This is a genomic window from Saonia flava, assembly GCF_011927795.1.
In the GTDB taxonomy this organism is placed as follows: Bacteria; Bacteroidota; Bacteroidia; order Flavobacteriales; family Flavobacteriaceae; genus Saonia; species Saonia flava.
Window position 1 is genome coordinate 244,689 of sequence record NZ_JAATJJ010000001.1, and the last position, 20,826, is coordinate 265,514.

Consider the following 20,826-nt stretch of genomic DNA (forward strand, 5'->3'; position numbering starts at 1 on the left):
CTTTTGTGTTCCATCACGATAAAAACATAAGAATTGAAATTCACTGCTAGCCAGATTGCGGGTATCTTAGAGGGAGAAGTAGAAGGAAACCCGGAAATATCCGTTGACAAACTAGCTAGAATAGAAGAGGGAGAAGCTGGTTCCTTAACTTTTCTTTCTAATCCAAAATATACTCCATATATATACACTACAGAGGCATCCATCACCATTGTTAGTAAAGATTTTGTGCCAGAGCACAACCTTAATACAACATTGATAAAAGTGGATGATGCTTATCAATCCTTTTCTAAATTGCTTGAGTATTATGATCAGGTTAAGAACTATAAAGACGGAATTGAAACACCTGTATTTATTTCTGAAACCGCTGTCTATGGTGAAGGCCATTATATAGGCGCGTTTGCATATATTGGGAATGATGTGGTATTGGGCAAAAACGTAAAAATATATCCAAACGTATATATAGGTGATAAGGTCACCCTGGGTGATAATGTGGTAGTTTTTGCTGGAGCTAAAATATACTCAGAAACGGTAATTGGTAATAATTGTGTTATTCATAGTGGGGCCATTATTGGTGCAGATGGTTTTGGTTTTGCTCCAAATTCAAATGGTGAGTACACCAAAATACCACAAACAGGAAATGTAATTCTAGAAGACAACGTAGATGTTGGCGCAGGTACAACTATAGATAGGGCCACAATGGGTTCTACAATATTAAGAAAAGGAGCTAAATTGGATAATCAAATACAGATTGCACATAATGTTGAAATTGGTGAAAATACTGTAATTGCGGCTCAGACGGGTGTGGCTGGATCCACTAAAATTGGAAAAAATTGCATGATTGGTGGCCAAGTGGGTATTGTGGGCCATATTGTAATAGGTGACCGTGTAAAAATCCAAGCGCAATCTGGGATAGGAAGAAATGTAAAAGATGATGAAATCCTTCAGGGGTCTCCAGCATTAAATTATGGCGATTATAATAAATCCTACGTGCATTTTAAAAACCTTCCCCAAACCATTAAAAAGGTAAACCAACTGGAAAAGAAGATAAATGATAATTAAGACGACCCAAAAACAGCAAACGATTGCCAAAGAAATAAGCCTTACAGGCGTAGGGCTGCACACTGGCAAAAATGTGACCATGAAAATTGTCCCAGCTCCAGAGAACCATGGATATGCTTTTAAAAGAGTGGATTTGGATGGAGAGCCTATTATCGAGGCGGATGCAAATTATGTAGTAAATACACAAAGGGGTACTAATCTTGAAAAAAGAGGAGTAAAGATTCAAACGTCCGAACATGTGCTTGCGGCCTTGGTAGGATTGGAAATAGACAATGTTATAATAGAATTGGATGAATCTGAACCTCCCATTATGGATGGTTCTTCAAAGTTCTTTGTTGAAGCGTTGGAGAAGGCCGGTATTGTTGAGCAAGATGCTGAAAGGGAAGTATATGTAGTTAAGGAAGTACTGTCCTATAAGGATGAGGAAACTGGCAGTGAAATCACTGTAATTCCTTCTGATACATACCAAGTTACCACTATGGTTGACTTTGGAACCAAAGTGTTGGGCACACAAAATGCTACATTGGAAAAGTTGTCTGATTTTAAGACAGAAATTGCAGATGCCCGTACTTTTAGTTTTTTACATGAACTGGAAACACTTTTGGAACATGGTCTTATTAAAGGAGGCGATTTAAATAATGCTATTGTTTATGTGGACAAAGAAATATCTGAAGCCACAATGAAAAAACTTGAAAAAGTTTTTAATAAAGAAAAGCTCTCTGTAAAACCAAATGGAATTTTGGATAATTTAACACTGCACCAACCCAACGAAGCAGCAAGGCACAAATTATTAGATGTAATTGGTGATTTGGCATTGGCGGGAACAAGGATTCAAGGTAAAGTAATTGCTAATAAACCAGGGCATTTTGTAAACACTCAATTTGCAAAAAAACTTTCTAAAATCATTAAGCTGGAAAAGAGGAACAACGTTCCTTCCTATGATATAAAACAACCTCCATTGATGGACGTGGTCCAGATTATGGAAAAGTTACCGCATAGACCTCCATTTTTACTGGTAGATAAAATTCTTGAACTTTCGGAAACCCATGTTGTTGGTTTAAAGAATGTTACTATGAACGAGCCATTTTTTGTTGGTCATTTTCCGGGAGCTCCTGTAATGCCGGGGGTTCTGCAACTAGAGGCTATGGCCCAAACAGGTGGAATATTGGTATTGAACACAGTACCTGATCCAGAAAACTATTTAACGTATTTGCTTAAAATTGATAAAGTTCGTTACAAACAACAAGTTGTCCCTGGGGATACACTTATATTTAAATTGGATTTAATGTCGCCTATAAGACGGGGTCTTTGTCAAATGCATGCAAGGGCATTTGCAAATGACAAACTTGTTTCAGAGGCAGAAATTATGGCCCAAATAATTAAAGTAAAATAATAGTTATGAATCAGCCACTGGCATATATTCATCCCGGAGCAAAAATTGCTAAAAACGTAGTAGTAGAGCCTTTTACCACTATACATAATAATGTTACCATAGGGCAGGGAACCTGGATAGGTTCCAACGTCACCATAATGGAAGGTGCAAGAATTGGAAAAAACTGTAATATTTTTCCTGGAGCCGTAATTTCCGCTCCACCACAGGATCTTAAATATGAAGGGGAAGAAACAACCGTTATTATTGGAGACAATACCACTATTCGTGAATGTGCTACCATAAATAAAGGTACTGCGGATAGAATGAAAACGATAATTGGAAAAAATTGTTTAATTATGGCATATTGCCATATAGCACACGATTGTTTTATAGGGGATAACTGTATTTTCTCCAATAATTCCACGCTGGCAGGCCATGTTACCATTGGTGATAATGTTATCTTGGCAGGATTGGTTGCTGTGCATCAATTCGTCTCCATTGGCAATCATGCATTTGTAACAGGGGGCTCTTTGGTACGTAAAGATGTTCCTCCTTATGTAAAAGGGGCAAGGGAACCTATGTCCTATGTTGGGATAAATTCTGTTGGCCTAAGGAGAAGAGGTTTTATATCAGAAAAAATAAGAGAAATTCAGAATATATATAGAATATTGTATCAAAAGAATTACAACAATTCCCAAGCTGTTCAGATTATTGAGGCAGAAATGGAAGCTACTCCAGAGCGAGACGAAATTTTACAATTTATTAGAGATTCCCAACGAGGAATTATGAAAGGTTATTTTAGCACAAATTAAAGTATATGGCATCAACATCAGATATTAGAAAAGGTCTTTGTATTAAATACAATCATGACATTTATAAAATAATAGAGTTTTTACATGTAAAGCCAGGAAAAGGTCCCGCTTTTGTTAGAACTAAGCTTAAAAGTGTTACTTCTGGAAAAGTAATTGACAATACATTCTCTGCAGGTCATAAAATTGATGATGTTCGTGTGGAGACGCGTTCTTATCAATATTTATATGCAGAAGGTGAGACTTATCATTTTATGAATACCGATGATTACAATCAAATTACCCTGCAAGAAAGTTCTTTGGATGCACCTGGGCTATTAAAAGAAGGAGAGGTTGTAACCATTCTTTTTAATACTGAGGATAGTATGCCCTTGTCTGTAGATATGCCAGCAAGTGTTGTTTTGGAAGTTACGTATACAGAACCGGGAGTAAAAGGAAATACTGCTACCAATGCTACCAAACCAGCGACTGTTGAAACAGGAGCTGAAGTAAATGTTCCTTTGTTCATAAATGAGGGAGATAAAATTAAGGTTGATACGGAGAAGGGAGTCTATATGGAAAGAGTAAAAGAATAATTTTTATAAATAGATGAAATTCCCAACTCGCCAAACCCTTAAACAAATTGCTACCCTTATAGCTTCCGATTATGTTGGTTCTGATGATTTTCCAGTGTTGGGAATGAATGAGATTCATGTTGTGGAACCTGGAGACATTGTTTTTGTGGACCATCCTAAATATTATTCTAAGGCCCTAGAATCAAAGGCTACTGTAGTTTTGATAAATAAACAGGTTGTGTGTCCCGAGGGAAAGGCTTTATTGATTTCTGATGACCCTTTTCGAGATTTTAATAAACTTACACAGGTTTTTAATCCCTTTAAAAGTTCTAATGAATCTATATCATCTTCCTCAAAAATTGGAAAGAATACGGTAATTCAGCCAAATGTATTCATTGGAAATAATGTAGAAATTGGCGATGACTGTATTATACATTCAAATGTCTCTATTTATGATAATTGTGTGATTGGCAATAATGTAACCATACATGCAGGCACTGTTCTTGGAGCAGATGCTTTTTATTATAAGAATAGACCAAACGGATTTGATAAGTTAATATCTGGGGGAAGAGTTGTTGTTCAAGATTATGTTGATATTGGGGCTTTGTGTACAATAGATCGTGGAGTTACTGGTGATACAACTATAAAAGAGGGTTCTAAGTTGGACAACCAAGTTCAAGTTGGTCATGATACGGTAATTGGGAAAAAGTGTTTAATTGCTTCCCAAACAGGAATAGCCGGCTGTGTTATAGTAGAGGACGAAGTTACCCTTTGGGGCCAAGTTGGGGTTACAAGCGGTATTACCATTGGAAAAAAAGCAGTTGTTCTTGCCCAAACAGGTATTGCCAAATCCCTTGAAGGAGGTAAAAGTTATTTTGGGAGCCCAGCAGAGGAAGCGAGAGAAAAATTGAAACAATTGGCCAATGTTAAAAAAATTCCTAACATAATTAAAAAATTAGAAAATTAAATAAGCAAACGAATACTTTAAAATTCATTTGTAAACCTATATTTTTGCACTGCTTAAAAAACCAATAAACAATGAGTGTTCTAGTAAATAAAGATTCCAAAATAATAGTACAAGGCTTTACGGGTAGTGAAGGAACATTTCACTCCGAGCAAATGATCGAATATGGCACCAACATCGTTGGAGGTGTAACTCCCGGTAAAGGAGGTCAAGAACACTTGGGAAAACCAGTATTTAATACGGTAGAAGAAGCTGTTGAAAAGGCAGGGGCAGATACTACTATAATTTTTGTTCCCCCAGCTTTTGCTGCGGATGCCATTATGGAAGCTGCCAATGCAGGAATCAAAGTAATTATTACAATTACCGAGGGTATTCCTGTTGCCGATATGGTGAAAGCAAACGATTATATAAAAGATAAAGATTGCCGTTTGGTAGGCCCTAACTGTCCGGGAGTGATAACCCCTGGAGAAGCAAAAGTTGGAATTATGCCTGGTTTTGTTTTCAAAAAAGGAAATGTAGGTATTGTTTCTAAATCCGGAACATTGACCTATGAAGCTTCTGATCAAGTGGTGCGACAAGGAATGGGGATTACTACTGCCATTGGTATTGGAGGGGACCCAATTATTGGTACTACAACTAAAGAAGCTGTTGAATTATTGATCAATGATGAAGAAACTCATTGTGTGGTTATGATTGGTGAGATTGGTGGTCAATTGGAGGCCGATGCTGCACAATGGTACAAAGAAAGCGGTAGCACAAAACCAATTGTAGGTTTTATCGCTGGTGAAACAGCTCCTGCAGGTAGAACTATGGGGCATGCTGGTGCAATTGTTGGAGGAAGTGATGATACAGCCCAGGCTAAGAAAAGAATAATGAGAGAATGCGGAATTCATGTAGTAGATTCTCCTGCAGAGATAGGATTAAAGGTTAAAGAGGTAATGGCATAATTACCTAAATAATAGTAATGGCCAAAGAAATGTCTTTGGGTTAAAAATCCCGACTCATTCGGGATTTTTTCGTCATTATCTTAAACATAGACTATATTTGAAATAACGAAACAAACTAAATACAATATGAAGTTTTTGGAAGGAAAGAATGTAATTATAACAGGAGCCAGTAGGGGAATAGGAAGAGGAATTGCTGAGGTATTTGCTGATAATGGTGCCAATGTGGCTTTTACATATAGTTCTAGCGAAGCTCCAGCATTGGAATTGGAAAAAGAGCTTACTGCAAAGGGAGTAAAAGCCAAAGCATATAAAAGTAACGCGGCCAGTTTTGAGGAATCAGAAAAGTTGGTAGCACAGGTATTGGAAGATTTTGGAGGTATAGATGTTTTAATAAACAACGCTGGTATAACAAAGGACAATCTCCTAATGAGAATGGGAGAAGATGATTTTGATTCTGTGATCGAAATCAATTTGAAGTCTGTTTTTAATATGACCAAGGCTGTACAACGTACATTTTTAAAACAACGAAAAGGTTCTATCATAAATATGAGTAGCGTTGTAGGTGTTAAAGGAAATGCCGGTCAAACCAATTATGCGGCTTCAAAAGCGGGAATGATAGGATTTACCAAATCGGTTGCCTTGGAGCTGGGATCAAGAAACATTCGTTGCAATGCAATTGCTCCCGGATTTATTGAAACTGAAATGACGGACAAGCTTGATGAAAAGGTGGTTCAAGGATGGAGAGATGGAATTCCTTTGAAACGTGGAGGTACTCCTGAAGATGTTGCCAATGCATGCCTGTTTTTGGCATCGGATCTGTCGGGGTATATTACTGGACAAGTATTGAATGTTGATGGAGGAATGCTGACATAAACCCAAAACAATTAATTCTAAAGCATTATAAATGCAGACCAAAACGCTGTTATTGATTATTTTATCTGCTATAGTTGCGTTAGTAATTGCTTGGTTTCAATACTATTACAAATCTAAAAAGAGAGGAAAACTTAAAGTTATTCTTTCTTTTTTGCGTTTTATGGTCATTTTTGGAAGCTTACTGCTCCTGATAAATCCAAAGTTTTCAAAAAATGAATACTCATTAGAGAAGGCAAATTTATTATTTTTAGTAGACAACTCATCCTCTATGAGTGCGTTTCTGGAAAAAGATGATGCTCTTTCCATTTTAAACGAATTAGATGGGAATAGTAGTGTTGCCGACAAGTTCAATATAGCGAAATATACTTTTGGAAGTTTTTTGAACACCAATGACAGTATCATGTTTCAAGATAGGAACACTAATATATCCAATGCTTTAAAAAGCTTAAATGAAGTTTACGATAAAGGCAACACAGCCATTGTTCTCATTACGGATGGGAATCAAACCATTGGCGAGGATTATGAATTTTATGGACAAACCCAAGACTTCCCCCTTTATCCAATTGTAGTGGGGGATACTACTACATATGAAGATTTAAGAATTGGTCAAGTCAATGTAAACAACTATGCTTTTTTAAAAAACAAATACCCTCTAGAAGCCTATGTCACCTATGATGGAACAAGGAATATATCATCAAAAGTAACCCTTGAGATAAATGGAAAAAATGTATATTCTGAAAATATAGAATTATCTCCAAAGGAAAACTCCAAAAAAATTAATGCACTACTGGATGCCAACACTGTTGGCTTTAAGAGGGTACTTATTTCACTTGCCCCAATATTAAATGAAAAAAATATACAGAACAATAGTAAGAATGTGGCATTAGAGGTCATTGACGAAAAAACAGAAGTTATAATTATCTCAAATTTGGTGCATCCTGATATTGGTGTTTTAAAGAAAGCTATAGAAAGTAATGAGCAGCGCTCGGTTCAAATCCGAAAACCAACCGAAGATATTTCAAATTTAGAGGATGCAGATTTAATTTTTTTATACCAACCCAATACTAGTTTTCAAAAAGTTTACGACTTCATAGAACAGAGAGGAATAAACAATTTGACGATTACCGGTCCAAAAACGGATTGGAATTTTCTAAATAAAGCTCAAAATAGTGTTAATAAGAATGATAACGGGGTTATTGAAGATATTTCCCCCATCCTAAATCCAGGTTTTTCCATTTTCAATATTTCAGATTTTAGCATACAAGGGTTTCCTCCTTTAGAATCTGAACTTGGAGAGCTGTTTATTAATAAACCATATGAAACTTTATTGGGCCAACAAATAAAGGGAGTAGATTTCAATGAACCTTTAATGGCAGTAATTCCGGGCACAGCTCAAAAAGAAGCTTTCTTATTTGGTGAAAATATATGGAAATGGCGCATGCAAGTCTATAGAAATGACCGTAGTTTCAAAAAATTTGATGATTTCATTGGGAAAATTGTTCTATATCTTGCAGCTGGAAATTCCAAGGACAGACTCAATATTGATTATGAAACTATTTACTCAGGTTCTGAAGATGCAAAAATAACAGCCAGTTATTTTGATGAAATACTAGTATTTGACCCAAATGCATCTTTGGTTTTAAATTTGAGAAATAATGATATTTCAACTGACGTTCCCATGCTACTTAAAGGAAATCATTATGAATCGGATTTAAGCAATTTGGAACCTGGCAAGTATGACTTCACAATAACGGTTCTAAATGAAAATATTTCAAAATCTGGCCATTTTGAAATAGTTAGTTTCGATGTGGAACAGCAGTTTTTATCCAGCAATTACAAAAAATTAAAAAGGTTGGCCGAAAATACAGGTGGAATACTATATTATCCTAACCAGGTCAATAGTCTTACTGAAAATTTGCTGCAGGACAAACAGTACACCCCTGTCCAAAAAAGCAAGCAAAATATAGTATCTTTGATAGATTTCAGATTTCTGTTGGGAATTATCATTCTAGCATTGGCTGCTGAATGGTTTATTAGAAAATATAACGGATTAACTTAAATAATAGAAAATGGACAAATTACCTAAAATTGCATTACCTGTAATTTTTATAGCAATTATATTGATTGTTTTAATATCAAAATCAGCGGTTACCATTGGTTCTGGTGAAGCTGGTGTATTATACAAAACCTTTGGGGACGGTGTGGTTACGGATAAGCCGCCTTTAGGGGAAGGTTTTCATATTGTAGCACCTTGGAACAAGGTCTTTGTTTATGAAGTAAGACAGCAAGAACTTTTTGAGAAAATGAAGGTATTATCATCCAACGGACTAGAAATCCAGATTGATGCATCTGCCTGGTACGAACCTGTATATGATGATTTAGGAAACTTGCACCAATCCCTTGGCGAGAATTATTTGGCAAGAGTAATACAACCGGCCATACGCAGTGCAGCAAGAAGTGTAGTGGGTAGGTATACCCCCGAGCAATTATATAGTAGTAAAAGGGATGCCATTCAAGATGAAATATTTGCAGAAACAAAAAAGATTTTGGATAAGCAATTTGTTCAATTAAATGAGGTGCTGGTTAGGGATGTAACCTTGCCAAATACAATTAAGGAGGCAATTGAGCGCAAGCTTAGACAGGAACAGGAATCACTGGAATATGAGTTCCGTTTGGTTACCGCCTCCAAAGAAGCTGAAAAAGTTAGAATTGAAGCACAAGGTAAAGCTGATGCCAATAAAATATTGAGCGCATCCTTGACAGATAAGATACTACAGGATAAAGGAATAGATGCTACATTAAAACTATCAGAATCACCCAATTCTAAAGTGGTCATTGTGGGAAGCGGAGATTCTGGATTGCCGTTAATTCTTGGAAATAACTAAGATTAAAATTTTAACTTTAAGAATACAAATTGAAATATTTTTTCTTTTAATTTTTTAAAATTGGAAATTAATTTTAATTTTATCATCATAATGAGAAATAATTCTACACATCATCATTTTTACACTTGCTATCAAGCGAGGTAAGGATGTATTGTGTTAATCAAAATATATCGAACCCGTTTGAGCAATCAAACGGGTTTTATTTTTTTAAAGCATGTTTGGTCGCCGAACTAAATAAATATCAAAATGACAAAAATTAGAATTGCTATTCAAAAAGCTGGTAGACTTAATGAAGACTCCTTGCTGCTATTAAAAAATTGTGGAATATCCATAGACAACGGTAAGGACCAACTTAAAGCAGAGTCAAGAAACTTCCCTTTAGAGGTGTTTTTTCTTAGGAATGGGGACATACCTCAATATCTTAGGGATGGTGTTGTGGACATTGCCATAATTGGTGAAAATGTACTTGTGGAAAAAGGAGAGGATATTATTGTAGCGGAAAAATTGGGGTTTTCAAAATGTAAAGTGTCACTTGCTGTTCCCAAGAATGTAGATTATAGTTCTGTTCAAGATTTTGAAGGAAAACGTATTGCCACTTCATATCCCAATACAGTTAAGAACTACTTGGCAGAAAAGGGCGTGAATGCCGAATTGCATATAATTAGTGGCTCTGTTGAAATTGCTCCAAATATTGGCTTGGCGGATGGAATATGTGATATTGTTTCCAGTGGTAGTACACTCTTTAAAAATAACCTAAAAGAAGTGGAAGTAATGCTTACAAGTGAAGCAGTTCTTGCTGTATCGCCTAAAATATCTGAAAAGGGTAAAGAAATTTTAACAAAATTGCAGTTTAGAATACAGTCGGTATTAAAAGCAAGGCAATCCAAGTATGTGCTGTTAAATGCCCCAAATGACAAATTGGATAAAATAATCAACATTTTGCCAGGAATGCGTAGTCCTACGGTACTACCATTGGCAGAAAAGGGTTGGAGCTCAGTTCATACCGTAATAGACAAGCATACTTTTTGGGATGTAATAGATGCTCTAAAATTAGCAGGAGCAGAAGGTATTTTAGTTTGTCCTATTGAGAAAATGGTGTTGTAAAAATGAATTGTTATGGAAAGCAATTTTAGAGTTGAACTGATTCCCCATAATCAAATGGAGAGTATTTTACCATTGGTAGTATTACTTAATGGCGGAAAGATACCTATGAATGTTCTTACAGAGCGACTTAAAAATATACTTGCCATGGAGGGCTATGAGTGTATTGGAGTTTATGACAAGGATAAGTTAATTGGTATTTGTGGAATTTGGGTTCTAAATAAATTATATGCAGGCAAACATGTTGAGCCAGATAATGTGTTTGTAATGCCTGAATACAGAAGTAAAGGTATTGGACAACTAATGATGGACTGGCTTTTTAAATATGCCAAGGAAATAGGTTGTGATGCTACGGAGGTCAATTGTTATGTTAAGAATGAAAAGGGCAAACGTTTTTGGGAGAGACAAGGATACGAACCAGTAGGATATCATTTGATTAAAAAATTTGAGTAAACTTAACATGAATACAATATACGAACCCAAAAGAAGCGAATGGAAGGTTTTATTACAAAGACCTACACAAACAGTAGCCGATATTGAAGCAACTGTCAATTCTATTTTTGAGGAAGTTAAAGCAGGTGGGGACAGTATTCTTAAAAAATACACCCAGAAGTTCGATGGTGTTGCTCTTGGTTCTTTCATAGTTACAGAAAAAGAGATACAAAATGCTGTTGATTTAGTTTCAAATGATTTAAAAGACGCTATTAAAAAGGCAAAGAAAAATATTGAAGTATTCCATAAAGCACAGAAAACAAACATTGTTGAAGTGGAAACTGCTGAAGGTGTTCTTTGCTGGCAAGAAAAAAGGCCTATTCAAAAAGTTGGATTATATATACCAGGTGGTACAGCACCCTTATTTTCAACTATACTAATGTTAGCAGTGCCTGCTATAATAGCTGGCTGTAAAGAAGTGATATTATGTTCTCCTCCAGATAAGCAAGGAGAGGTACATCCTGCAATTCTATATACTGCTAATCTATGTGGAATTAAAAACATTTATAAAGTGGGAGGTATACAGGCTATTGCAGGAATGACCTTTGGTACAGAAACCATCCCTGCTGTTTATAAAATATTTGGTCCAGGGAATCAGTTTGTTACGGTGGCCAAACAAATTGCAACCAAGCATGGAGTAGCAATAGATATGCCTGCTGGGCCTTCAGAGTTGTTGGTCATGGCGGACAATACGGCTAATGCAGCTTTTGTTGCCTCGGACTTATTGAGTCAGGCAGAACATGGAGTGGATAGTCAGGTTATCATGATTTCAACTTCTAAAAAAATGATTCAATTGGTAGAAAGCGAAATAACAAAGCAAATAAATGGTCTACCAAGAAAAGAAATAGCTAAAAAGGCCATAGCAAACAGTAAACTTATATACGTTGAAAGCAAGCGGGATGCAGTGGATATAATCAATGAATATGGTCCGGAACACTATATTTTGTGTGTTGCCGATGAAGATTTTTACTTGAATCAAATTGAAAATGCAGGATCTGTTTTTATTGGTAATTACACTCCTGAAAGTGCAGGTGATTATGCTTCTGGGACCAACCATACCTTACCAACCAATGGGTACGCAAAACAATATAGTGGAGTGAATTTAGACAGTTTTATGAAGAGTATTACGTTTCAGAAAATTTCTAAAAAAGGGATTCAAAATATTGGAAAAACCATTGAAATAATGGCGGAAGCCGAAGGTTTACAAGCACACAAAAATGCGGTTATATTACGATTAAAGAGTTTAAATGAGGAATAGTTTTAACATACAAAGTGTAGTAAGAGAAAACGTAAAATCTCTAAGTCCGTATTCCTCTGCAAGAGATGAATATGTTTCTGATGGTTCTAAAATGATATTTCTGGATGCCAATGAGAATCCATATGAAAATGGTGTAAATCGTTATCCAGATCCACATCAAAGAAGTTTAAAATCGGTTTTGGCAAAGCAGAGGGGTGTAGGTGTTGAAACCATTTTATTAGGTAATGGAAGTGATGAAGTTCTGGATTTAATTTTCAGGGCATTCTGTGAACCCAAAGAGGATAACATCATTACTTTGCCTCCTACATATGGAATGTATAAAGTGCTTTCCAATATAAATGTCATTGAAAACAGAGAAGTTTTATTGACCAATGATTTTGAACCCAATGTCGACGAAATTTTAAAAGCGATTGATGAAAACAGTAAAATTATTTTCTTGTGTTCTCCCAATAATCCTACTGGTAATAGTTTTTCAAATCAATTGATAGAAACATTATTGGAGAAGTTCAACGGAGTAGTTGTTATAGATGAAGCATATATTGACTTTTCAAGCGAAGAAAGTTGGATTGGCCGATTAATAAATTATCCAAACTTAATCATAACCCAAACCTTATCAAAAGCATATGGAATGGCCGGTATTCGTTTGGGATTATGCTTTGCATCAGAAGATATCATTTCAATTCTAAACAAGATTAAGCCTCCGTATAATGTAAATGAACTTACACAACGTAAGGCAATGGAGAGAGTTTTGGATACAGAGAGCGTACAAATTGAGATATCAGAAATACTAAAAAACCGTGATGAGTTAGTTGCAACTTTAGAGGGAATACAATTTGTTGAAAAGGTTTACAAAACTGATGCGAATTTTGTTCTAATTAAGGTCGATGATGCCAATAGAAGATACAATCAGTTGTTAGAAAATGGAATTGTTTCTAGAAATAGAACAACTCAACCCTTGTGCGAAAATACTTTGCGGTTAACAGTTGGAACAGAAAAAGAGAATGAGAAATTAATTAAAGTTTTAAAAGAAATAGGAAATGGCTAGAAGAGTCCTTTTTATAGATAGAGACGGCACCATCATTAAAGAAACTGCCGATGAACAAATAGATGCATTCGAGAAAATAGTTTTCTATCCCAAAGCATTTACTTTTTTAGGTAAAATTGCCAGGGAATTGGATTATGAACTGGTTATGATTACCAATCAAGATGGATTGGGAACAGATATTTTTCCCGAAGACACCTTTTGGCCGGTGCACAACTTTATTCTAAAATCATTTGAGAATGAAGGGGTTGTTTTTGATAACGTATTTCTGGACAGAACCTTTCCTCACGAAAATGCAAACACAAGAAAACCAGGAACAGGCCTTTTAACCGAGTATTTCTCAGAAGAATATGATTTGGCCAATTCCTTTGTAATAGGTGACCGCCTTACAGATATGGAACTTGCAAAAAACCTGGGCTCCAAGGGTATTTACATTAATGATGAAACCAATTTAGGGACGGGTGAAATAACTATAAAGCATGAGGAGTTAAATGAATTTATTGCCCTTGAGAGCAATGATTGGGGGAAAATATATGAGTTCTTAAGATTAGAAAAAAGAAAGGCTTCTATTCATAGAAAAACCAATGAAACAGATATTCAAATAGAGTTAAATCTTGATGGAACGGGAAAAGGTAAAATAGAAACAGGATTAGCCTTTTTTGACCACATGCTGGACCAACTGGCACGTCATGGTCAAATGGATATAGATATAAAAGTAAATGGAGATTTAGAAGTAGATGAGCATCATACCATAGAAGATACCGCCATTGCTTTAGGAGAAGTTTTTAATAAAGCTTTGGGCAACAAATTGGGAATAGAACGTTATGGATTTTGTCTGCCCATGGACGATTGTTTGGCACAGGTGGCTATTGATTTTGGTGGAAGAAATTGGTTGGTTTGGAATGCTGATTTCAAAAGAGAAAAAGTAGGAGACATGCCTACAGAAATGTTCTATCATTTCTTTAAATCTTTTACAGATGGGGCAAAGGCCAATTTAAATGTAAAAGTGGAGGGCACCAACGAGCACCATAAAATAGAGGCAATCTTTAAAGCCTTTGCAAAGGCAATAAAAATGTCGGTTAAAAGAGATGTGGAAAAGATGGTTTTACCCAGTACAAAAGGAATGCTGTAAATGAAGATAGTTATTATAAATTATGGCGCAGGAAATATTCAAAGCATCAAATTTGCCATTCAGCGTTTGGGGTACGAGGCTATTTTGAGTAATGACGTTGATGAAATAAAGAATGCCGACAAGGTTATTTTTCCAGGTGTAGGGGAAGCAAGCTCAGCAATGAAAAAGCTTAAAGAGTCAGGGTTGGATAGCTTAGTTCCCTTGTTAAAACAGCCTGTTTTTGGTATTTGCTTGGGTATGCAGTTAATGTGTAACTCTACGGAGGAAGGAAATACCATAGGCCTTGGAATTTTTAATGTTGATGTGGTTAGGTTTTCCAATAAGGTAAAAGTACCGCAGATAGGATGGAATCAAATTACAAACATAAAATCAGACTTATTTAAGGACATTTCTGAGGGTGAATATATTTATTTGGTACATAGTTTTTATGCTCCTTTGTGCAAAGAAACCATTGCAGAAACGGAGTATGGGATAACCTACTCTGCCGCATTGCAAAAAAATAATTTTTATGGAACCCAGTTTCATCCAGAAAAGAGCAGTGAAGTAGGGGAACAGATATTGAAGAATTTTTTAGAATTATAATGCAAAGTAATTTTTATATATCAAGGGACAAGACAAAATTGGATGTTAACTTCATCCATAATTACCTATCAGAACAATCATATTGGGCCAAGGGAAGAACCTTGGAAAAGGTAAAATTGTCAATAGAAAATTCCTTGTGCTTTGGTGTATATGATAATGACAACACGCAAGTTGGTTTCGCACGTATCGCAACGGATTTTGTTACTGTGGCTTGGCTTATGGATGTTTTTATTGATGAACAGTATCAAGGGAAAGGACTTGGAAAATTATTGATAGAATTTATTGTCAATCTTCCAGAAATGAAAGAAGTATCAGGGATTGGTTTAAAAACATTGGATGCCCAAAATCTATATAAACAATTTGGTTTTGATAATATTGATAATCCTGAAATATGGATGATGAAAAAGAATATATAGAATGAGAATAATACCGGCAATTGATATTATAGATGGTAAATGTGTACGACTCTCTAAAGGTGACTATAGCACTAAAAAAGTGTACAATGAAAATCCTCTGGAAGTAGCAAAAGAATTTGAAGCCCATGGGGTAGAATGTTTGCATTTAGTGGATTTAGATGGGGCTAAATCCAAACACATAGTAAACCATAAAATATTGGAAACTATCGCTTCTAAAACCCATTTAAAAATTGATTTTGGGGGCGGCCTAAAAACGGATAGTGATCTACATATTGCTTTTGAAAGTGGAGCCAGTCAGATTACGGGAGGGAGTATCGCCGTAAAAGACAGGGAAACCTTTTTGGGGTGGTTAAAACAATACGGTTCTGCTAAGATTATATTGGGAGCAGATGCTATGGATGAAAAAGTGGCGGTTTCTGGGTGGTTAGAGGAGTCTAAGGAGGAATTAATTCCTTTTATTCAGGCTTATCGGCAAGAAGGAATTGTATATGTTATTTGCACAGATATTAGCAAAGACGGAATGCTAGAAGGACCTTCATTTGATCTGTACAAAAAAATTCTAGCAAATGCTCAAGGAATAAATCTTATCGCCAGCGGAGGGATTTCAACTTTTGATGAACTACCAAAACTTGCAGAAATGGGTTGTGAGGGTACAATTATCGGCAAGGCCATCTATGAAGGAAGAATATCCATGAAACAATTAGAAAATTATATTTTAAGTAATTAAGATGGACGAGTTTATTACAGAATTTAAGCAGAATGCCCTGTATAGAATGGATCAAAATACTCGGATGGTTACCATTGCCCTTTCTAAAATAGATGAAAATGATGTTTGGAAACGTCCCAATGAAAGCTCCAATAGTATTGGCAATCAACTCTTACATTTATGTGGAAACATTACACAATATGGGATTTCATCGCTTGGCAATCTAAAAGATAAGAGAGAACGTGATGCTGAATTTGACGCAAGGGAAGGCTATACCAAGGAACAGTTATTGGACAAACTAATAGAGACTGTAGAAATTGCAAAAAATACCATACAGGAAATTTCAGATTCAGAATTGCAGAGAAAACGTAATGTCCAAGGCTATTATTTTTCAGGAATAGGAATCATTATCCATGTTGTAGAGCACTATTCTTATCATACAGGTCAAATTGCATTTTGGGTAAAACAACTTACAGATGGCGGATTGGGTTTTTACGATGGAGTAGATTTGAATGTAACAAATTAACAGGGGAAGTATGCTAACAAAAAGAATAATTCCTTGCTTGGATATTAAGAACGGTAGAACCGTAAAGGGAATCAATTTTGTTGATTTAAGGGATGCCGGAGACCCTGTGGAATTAGCTGAAATTTATGCCAAAAATGGAGCTGACGAGCTGGTTTTCTTGGACATTTCCGCTACCGAGGAACGTAGAAAAACCTTGGCGAACCTAGTATACCATGTAGCCGAAAAAGTTAATATTCCGTTTACTGTGGGAGGTGGTATTTCATCAATTGAGGATGTGGATATTCTTTTACATAATGGAGCCGATAAAGTTTCCATTAACTCATCTGCTGTTAGAAATCCAGATTTAATTAATGAATTGTCAGCAAAATTTGGTTCACAGTGCATTGTGGTTGCTATTGACGCAAAACAAATTGATGGGGATTGGATAGTTCATTTAATAGGAGGCAAAGTGCCAACAGAACTTAAGTTGTTTGAGTGGGCTAAAGAGGTGGAAGAACGTGGCGCAGGGGAGATTTTGTTTACCAGTATGGACCATGATGGCACTAAAGATGGTTTTGCCAATGAAGCCTTGGCCAAACTGTCCACAGAGTTAAATATCCCTATAATTGCTTCTGGTGGAGCAGGGAAAATGCAACATTTTACCGATACCTTTGTACAAGGAAAGTCTGATGCGGCATTGGCTGCAAGTGTTTTCCATTTTAAAGAAATAGAAATTAAAGATTTAAAAGAAGAATTGAGAAGGAACAATATTCCTGTTCGATTATAGGCTAACTGTTCCCTTGGGGCGAGGGAAAATGTAAAAAAGATTAATATTAAGATAAGACCTTTGGACTGTACTCAAGGTGACACAAGAAATAGATATGAAAGTAGACTTTAATAAAAACGCTGACGGATTGATCCCTGCCATTATCCAAGATGCTACAACAAAGAATGTTCTTATGTTGGGCTATATGAATGAGGAGGCCTTAAAAAAGACCCAAGAGACTAAAAAGGTTACTTTTTATAGTAGAACAAAAAAGCGGCTATGGACAAAAGGTGAGGAGAGTGGCAACTTCTTACACCTTGTTTCAGTTAAGAATGACTGTGATAATGACACTTTTTTAATAACCGTGAGCCCAGATGGACCCACTTGTCACAAAGGCACTGATACCTGTTGGGAAGAAGAGAACAAACAAAATTTTGGCTTCATCTCTGAGCTAGAAGATATCATAGCCGATAGAAAGGCCAATATGGATAATGAGAAAAGTTATGTCGCTTCTCTTTTCCGAAAAGGGATTAATAAAATTGCCCAAAAAGTAGGAGAGGAAGCTGTAGAGATTGTCATTGAAGCAAAAGATAACAGCGAGGAGCTTTTCTTAAATGAAGGCTCCGATTTATTGTTCCATTATTTGATTTTACTTCAGGCAAAAGGCTATACCCTAAATGACATAGTAGAAGTCCTAAAGAAAAGACATTAAACGGTTATAACAACATTTCCTGTTTTCTCTCCTTTTTCTACATAGGTATACGCTTCGGGAATATGTTCCAAGGAATATGTTCTATCAATAACGGGAGTATGCTTGCCTTCCGTCATTAACCTTTTAACAAGGGAAAGGCTGGCATTGATATCACTTGGCATAGGAAATTTTACATGTTTGTTAAAAATAGAATAAAAAATATTTTGCGACCAAGGACCCAATTCTGAAGAAATATACACCCCCTCAGGTTTTAAAATGGGCTTACATTTCCCAAAAGTGCTTTTGCCAACGGTATCAAAAACAAAGTCAAACTTTCCATTCATTTTTGTAAAATCCTCCTTGGTATAGTCAATTACTTCACTAGCTCCCAAAGATTTTACCAATTCCATATTTTTTGTATTGGTGACAGCCGTGATATCTGCACCAATGGATTTTAATATTTGTACCATAGCGGACCCTATAGCACCTGAGGCTCCATTTACCAGTATATTTTGTCCTTTCTTTATCGTTACTTTATTGATGAAGTTTCGGGCATAATGTTCACCTTCAATACTTGCAGCTGCATGTTCATAACTTATGTTCTCTGGGATAGTTGCGAAGAAACTATTCTCTTTGATTACCATATATTCAGCATAAGAACTTAGCACATTATCATTAAACCCAAAGATTCTATCTCCTATTTTGTGTGTAGTGACTCCGGAACCTAGTTGAACAATTTCGCCAGAAAATGTGGTGCCCGCAATTTTCCTTTTTGGCTTAAACAACCCAATAAAAAACTGATAAACAAAGGGAGCTCCCCTAAAGGCTGCGCAATCGGTTCTATTCACTGTGGTGGCATGTACCTTTACCAAAATTTCATTTTCTTTTGGTTGCGGTGTTTCTACTTCTTTATATTGAAGTACTTCTGGACCACCATATTTTGTATAGATAACAGCTTTCATTGTGAGTATAGTTGGTTACAATAAATAGACGGCAAGAAAATCAATTTGTTACACAACAAAGCCTTGTATCTCTACAAGGCTTTCAAAAAAATAATAAAACTACATCAAACCTAGTTCTTATCAATTATTTTTGAGTCTCCGGATAAGTTTACATGTGTAATTACCGCATTTCCTTTGTAACGTAGTACACTATCTCCCCTAGCATCTATGTCTATCGTATTTTTTACTGTAAGATATGCATCGCTATCGCCCCTTAAATCCATCAATAGGTCATCAACTTCCAAATCATAATCCTTTAATGTGCTGTCACCTGTTAGTTCTACATATAGTAACCCAACATCTCCATAAACATCAGCCTTGGAATCACCTTTGGCCACTAACTTTAAATCATTTAGAAAAAGCTCTCCTGTAAAATAACTATCTCCGGACAACTCTATTTTGGCACTTTGCGCATCCAACAGGTTTTCCAAAACAATTCTTGAATCTCCCTTTGCTTCAAAGTCGGTAATCTGTTTTGTAGTAATATAAATGTTCAAGGTTTCCTGACCTTTAATGTTAAGATTGTTCTCCATTTTTATATACAGTTTATCACCGTCCTTCCTGACGATAATACGGTCATGTAAATTCCGGCTTGCTTCAATTTCTATTTTTTCTTCTGTATCAGAAAAAGTGACATATGCGTTAAAGTCATCGGAAACACTCAAAGCAGTATAATCTAAATAGGATACTTCTTGAACAGTTACTGTGCTTGATGCCCGTATAGATTCATAGTCACAAGATTGGACTAAAAAACATACTAGTGTAATACTTAAAATTTTTGTGATTGATTTCATTTTGATTGATGATTTTTAGTGCAGAAACGAGTTCAGCATTGATTGATAATTAAATTCTTACTAGGTACCTACTGGCATCCAGTCTATTATTACAGGAATTTCTTCATTGTTTTTTATAAAGTAGACCTGTTCGTTTTTAATATAAACATACTGGGTATCAATAATCTGATTCTTGTTAGTTTTCATTGTCCAAGCTTTTTTTATAACGGTTTCTACCTAGGTTAAAAACACCTAGTTTAATGCCAAATCCTGCAGAAAAACCATTAATGTTTTTAATACTATCGGGGGTTAATTTTACTTCATTGGAGAATCTATACTTCGCTCCGAGTTCCAGTTGCACATATCTATTTATATTGTACAATAGGCTAACCCCTGGTTCTACGATAAAGGCAATATCCCAAGTGTCACTATCCTCGTCAAAATCAGGGTCGGGATTTTCTTCTATATCCTCTATATACCCTACAATTCCACTACCTAATAAGACCGGAAAAGATAGATTCACCTTTTTCTTACCAAAGAAAATGGGCTCCAAATGTAAACCGCCATAGGCTCCAAGTAAATCCCCATCTGTATCGGGAAACACATTGGGTAAATTCTGATCAGCGTAAAATGCCGTTGCCGCAAAACCAACTTCAAACTGTTGGTTGGCAACATAGGCTAATTTAATACCAAACAGACCAGAGTCATAGCCAGCTACCTTACCATAGCTGCCAGAAAAACCCAGATATACTCCATGCACAATGTTTCTACGATCATTAAACTCAATGTAATCTTCAGATTCGTCCTCTTGGGCATGAATGGAGCCAAAAGAGAGCACTACTAGGAATGCAATTATAAATTGTGATTGTTTCATTTTTTTGATTGATTTTAGTTCTCT

The 20,826-nt window shown here is 35.9% G+C and carries 24 protein-coding genes; 20 read left to right on the forward strand and 4 right to left on the reverse strand.

The annotated features are described in order from the left end of the window. Window positions 1-33: 33 nt before the first annotated feature. From lpxD to hisIE, 20 genes are all read left to right on the forward strand, one after another. Window positions 34-1,059: a UDP-3-O-(3-hydroxymyristoyl)glucosamine N-acyltransferase gene (lpxD, locus tag GGR42_RS01155; protein ID WP_167960017.1), complete on the forward strand. Its 1,026-nt coding sequence runs from the start codon at window positions 34-36 to the stop codon at window positions 1,057-1,059. Further along, entirely contained in the window at window positions 1,049-2,452 is a 1,404-nt protein-coding gene (locus tag GGR42_RS01160) for a bifunctional UDP-3-O-[3-hydroxymyristoyl] N-acetylglucosamine deacetylase/3-hydroxyacyl-ACP dehydratase (RefSeq protein WP_167960019.1), read from the forward strand. The genes lpxD and GGR42_RS01160 overlap by 11 nt, the downstream gene beginning before the upstream one ends. 5 nt (window positions 2,453-2,457) lie before the next feature. Further along, complete coding sequence (gene lpxA / locus GGR42_RS01165; protein ID WP_167960021.1) at window positions 2,458-3,243, forward strand: acyl-ACP--UDP-N-acetylglucosamine O-acyltransferase; 786 nt, start codon at window positions 2,458-2,460, stop codon at window positions 3,241-3,243. Between the two features lie 5 nt (window positions 3,244-3,248). Beyond that, the gene (efp, locus tag GGR42_RS01170; protein ID WP_167960023.1) at window positions 3,249-3,815 is read left to right on the forward strand and encodes an elongation factor P; all 567 of its coding nucleotides are present in this window, start codon (window positions 3,249-3,251) and stop codon (window positions 3,813-3,815) included. 13 nt (window positions 3,816-3,828) lie between these two features. Further along, the gene (locus tag GGR42_RS01175) at window positions 3,829-4,761 is read left to right on the forward strand and encodes a UDP-3-O-(3-hydroxymyristoyl)glucosamine N-acyltransferase (RefSeq protein WP_167960025.1); all 933 of its coding nucleotides are present in this window, start codon (window positions 3,829-3,831) and stop codon (window positions 4,759-4,761) included. Window positions 4,762-4,832: 71 nt separating this feature from the next. Continuing rightward, complete coding sequence (gene sucD / locus GGR42_RS01180) at window positions 4,833-5,705, forward strand: succinate--CoA ligase subunit alpha (RefSeq protein ID WP_167960027.1); 873 nt, start codon at window positions 4,833-4,835, stop codon at window positions 5,703-5,705. Between the two features lie 126 nt (window positions 5,706-5,831). Beyond that, the gene (gene fabG / locus GGR42_RS01185) at window positions 5,832-6,578 is read left to right on the forward strand and encodes a 3-oxoacyl-[acyl-carrier-protein] reductase (RefSeq protein WP_167960029.1); all 747 of its coding nucleotides are present in this window, start codon (window positions 5,832-5,834) and stop codon (window positions 6,576-6,578) included. 31 nt (window positions 6,579-6,609) lie between these two features. Beyond that, complete coding sequence (locus tag GGR42_RS01190) at window positions 6,610-8,637, forward strand: vWA domain-containing protein (protein ID WP_167960031.1); 2,028 nt, start codon at window positions 6,610-6,612, stop codon at window positions 8,635-8,637. A gap of 10 nt (window positions 8,638-8,647) precedes the next feature. Beyond that, window positions 8,648-9,463, forward strand: a complete 816-nt coding sequence (locus GGR42_RS01195) for a prohibitin family protein (RefSeq protein WP_167960033.1) — start codon at window positions 8,648-8,650, stop codon at window positions 9,461-9,463. Window positions 9,464-9,709: 246 nt separating this feature from the next. Then, window positions 9,710-10,567, forward strand: coding sequence for an ATP phosphoribosyltransferase (hisG, locus tag GGR42_RS01200; RefSeq protein WP_167960035.1), 858 nt, complete (start codon window positions 9,710-9,712; stop codon window positions 10,565-10,567). A 12-nt stretch (window positions 10,568-10,579) separates the two neighbouring features. After that, a complete protein-coding gene (locus GGR42_RS01205) occupies window positions 10,580-11,017 on the forward strand; it encodes a GNAT family N-acetyltransferase (protein WP_167960037.1) in 438 nt (145 codons plus the stop codon). Window positions 11,018-11,024: 7 nt separating this feature from the next. Further along, window positions 11,025-12,314: a histidinol dehydrogenase gene (gene hisD / locus GGR42_RS01210; protein ID WP_167960039.1), complete on the forward strand. Its 1,290-nt coding sequence runs from the start codon at window positions 11,025-11,027 to the stop codon at window positions 12,312-12,314. Further along, the gene (gene hisC / locus GGR42_RS01215; RefSeq protein ID WP_167960041.1) at window positions 12,304-13,359 is read left to right on the forward strand and encodes a histidinol-phosphate transaminase; all 1,056 of its coding nucleotides are present in this window, start codon (window positions 12,304-12,306) and stop codon (window positions 13,357-13,359) included. The genes hisD and hisC overlap by 11 nt, the downstream gene beginning before the upstream one ends. After that, on the forward strand, window positions 13,352-14,488 hold the full coding sequence (gene hisB / locus GGR42_RS01220; RefSeq protein ID WP_167960043.1) for a bifunctional histidinol-phosphatase/imidazoleglycerol-phosphate dehydratase HisB: 1,137 nt from the start codon (window positions 13,352-13,354) through the stop codon (window positions 14,486-14,488). The genes hisC and hisB overlap by 8 nt, the downstream gene beginning before the upstream one ends. After that, window positions 14,489-15,070 carry an imidazole glycerol phosphate synthase subunit HisH gene (gene hisH, locus GGR42_RS01225; protein WP_167960045.1) on the forward strand — a complete coding sequence of 194 codons (582 nt, stop codon included), beginning with the start codon at window positions 14,489-14,491 and terminating at the stop codon, window positions 15,068-15,070. Beyond that, window positions 15,070-15,486, forward strand: a complete 417-nt coding sequence (locus tag GGR42_RS01230) for a GNAT family N-acetyltransferase (protein WP_167960047.1) — start codon at window positions 15,070-15,072, stop codon at window positions 15,484-15,486. The genes hisH and GGR42_RS01230 overlap by 1 nt, the downstream gene beginning before the upstream one ends. 1 nt (window position 15,487) lies before the next feature. Beyond that, the gene (hisA, locus tag GGR42_RS01235) at window positions 15,488-16,213 is read left to right on the forward strand and encodes a 1-(5-phosphoribosyl)-5-[(5-phosphoribosylamino)methylideneamino]imidazole-4-carboxamide isomerase (protein WP_167960049.1); all 726 of its coding nucleotides are present in this window, start codon (window positions 15,488-15,490) and stop codon (window positions 16,211-16,213) included. A gap of 1 nt (window position 16,214) precedes the next feature. After that, window positions 16,215-16,718 carry a DinB family protein gene (locus GGR42_RS01240; RefSeq protein ID WP_167960051.1) on the forward strand — a complete coding sequence of 168 codons (504 nt, stop codon included), beginning with the start codon at window positions 16,215-16,217 and terminating at the stop codon, window positions 16,716-16,718. 10 nt (window positions 16,719-16,728) lie between these two features. Next, a complete protein-coding gene (hisF, locus tag GGR42_RS01245) occupies window positions 16,729-17,484 on the forward strand; it encodes an imidazole glycerol phosphate synthase subunit HisF (protein WP_167960053.1) in 756 nt (251 codons plus the stop codon). 88 nt (window positions 17,485-17,572) lie between these two features. After that, window positions 17,573-18,175: a bifunctional phosphoribosyl-AMP cyclohydrolase/phosphoribosyl-ATP diphosphatase HisIE gene (gene hisIE / locus GGR42_RS01250; protein ID WP_317169685.1), complete on the forward strand. Its 603-nt coding sequence runs from the start codon at window positions 17,573-17,575 to the stop codon at window positions 18,173-18,175. On the opposite strand, the gene GGR42_RS01255 is transcribed toward hisIE, so the two are convergent. From GGR42_RS01255 to GGR42_RS01265, 4 genes are all read right to left on the reverse strand, one after another. Further along, complete coding sequence (locus GGR42_RS01255; protein ID WP_167960057.1) at window positions 18,172-19,116, reverse strand: NAD(P)-dependent alcohol dehydrogenase; 945 nt, start codon at window positions 19,114-19,116, stop codon at window positions 18,172-18,174. The two genes, hisIE and GGR42_RS01255, sit on opposite strands and share 4 nt — an antisense overlap. A gap of 110 nt (window positions 19,117-19,226) precedes the next feature. After that, a complete protein-coding gene (locus GGR42_RS01260) occupies window positions 19,227-19,949 on the reverse strand; it encodes a head GIN domain-containing protein (RefSeq protein WP_167960059.1) in 723 nt (240 codons plus the stop codon). A gap of 60 nt (window positions 19,950-20,009) precedes the next feature. After that, window positions 20,010-20,135 carry a hypothetical protein gene (locus GGR42_RS16945; protein WP_262887086.1) on the reverse strand — a complete coding sequence of 42 codons (126 nt, stop codon included), beginning with the start codon at window positions 20,133-20,135 and terminating at the stop codon, window positions 20,010-20,012. Beyond that, window positions 20,125-20,802: a hypothetical protein gene (locus GGR42_RS01265; RefSeq protein ID WP_167960061.1), complete on the reverse strand. Its 678-nt coding sequence runs from the start codon at window positions 20,800-20,802 to the stop codon at window positions 20,125-20,127. Before GGR42_RS01265 ends, GGR42_RS16945 begins: the two co-directional genes overlap by 11 nt. Between the last annotated feature and the right edge of the window lie 24 nt (window positions 20,803-20,826).

Coding starts and splice junctions, on each gene's coding strand:
- GGR42_RS01160 (WP_167960019.1), top strand. CDS start 1,049: ATGATAATTAAGACGACCCAAAAACAGCAAACGATTGCCAAAGAAATA.
- lpxA (WP_167960021.1), top strand. CDS start 2,458: ATGAATCAGCCACTGGCATATATTCATCCCGGAGCAAAAATTGCTAAA.
- efp (WP_167960023.1), top strand. CDS start 3,249: ATGGCATCAACATCAGATATTAGAAAAGGTCTTTGTATTAAATACAAT.
- GGR42_RS01175 (WP_167960025.1), top strand. CDS start 3,829: ATGAAATTCCCAACTCGCCAAACCCTTAAACAAATTGCTACCCTTATA.
- sucD (WP_167960027.1), top strand. CDS start 4,833: ATGAGTGTTCTAGTAAATAAAGATTCCAAAATAATAGTACAAGGCTTT.
- fabG (WP_167960029.1), top strand. CDS start 5,832: ATGAAGTTTTTGGAAGGAAAGAATGTAATTATAACAGGAGCCAGTAGG.
- GGR42_RS01190 (WP_167960031.1), top strand. CDS start 6,610: ATGCAGACCAAAACGCTGTTATTGATTATTTTATCTGCTATAGTTGCG.
- GGR42_RS01195 (WP_167960033.1), top strand. CDS start 8,648: ATGGACAAATTACCTAAAATTGCATTACCTGTAATTTTTATAGCAATT.
- hisG (WP_167960035.1), top strand. CDS start 9,710: ATGACAAAAATTAGAATTGCTATTCAAAAAGCTGGTAGACTTAATGAA.
- GGR42_RS01205 (WP_167960037.1), top strand. CDS start 10,580: ATGGAAAGCAATTTTAGAGTTGAACTGATTCCCCATAATCAAATGGAG.
- hisD (WP_167960039.1), top strand. CDS start 11,025: ATGAATACAATATACGAACCCAAAAGAAGCGAATGGAAGGTTTTATTA.
- hisC (WP_167960041.1), top strand. CDS start 12,304: ATGAGGAATAGTTTTAACATACAAAGTGTAGTAAGAGAAAACGTAAAA.
- hisB (WP_167960043.1), top strand. CDS start 13,352: ATGGCTAGAAGAGTCCTTTTTATAGATAGAGACGGCACCATCATTAAA.
- hisH (WP_167960045.1), top strand. CDS start 14,489: ATGAAGATAGTTATTATAAATTATGGCGCAGGAAATATTCAAAGCATC.
- GGR42_RS01230 (WP_167960047.1), top strand. CDS start 15,070: ATGCAAAGTAATTTTTATATATCAAGGGACAAGACAAAATTGGATGTT.
- hisA (WP_167960049.1), top strand. CDS start 15,488: ATGAGAATAATACCGGCAATTGATATTATAGATGGTAAATGTGTACGA.
- GGR42_RS01240 (WP_167960051.1), top strand. CDS start 16,215: ATGGACGAGTTTATTACAGAATTTAAGCAGAATGCCCTGTATAGAATG.
- hisF (WP_167960053.1), top strand. CDS start 16,729: ATGCTAACAAAAAGAATAATTCCTTGCTTGGATATTAAGAACGGTAGA.
- GGR42_RS01255 (WP_167960057.1), bottom strand. CDS start 19,116: ATGAAAGCTGTTATCTATACAAAATATGGTGGTCCAGAAGTACTTCAA.
- GGR42_RS01260 (WP_167960059.1), bottom strand. CDS start 19,949: ATGAAATCAATCACAAAAATTTTAAGTATTACACTAGTATGTTTTTTA.
- GGR42_RS16945 (WP_262887086.1), bottom strand. CDS start 20,135: ATGAAAACTAACAAGAATCAGATTATTGATACCCAGTATGTTTATATT.
- GGR42_RS01265 (WP_167960061.1), bottom strand. CDS start 20,802: ATGAAACAATCACAATTTATAATTGCATTCCTAGTAGTGCTCTCTTTT.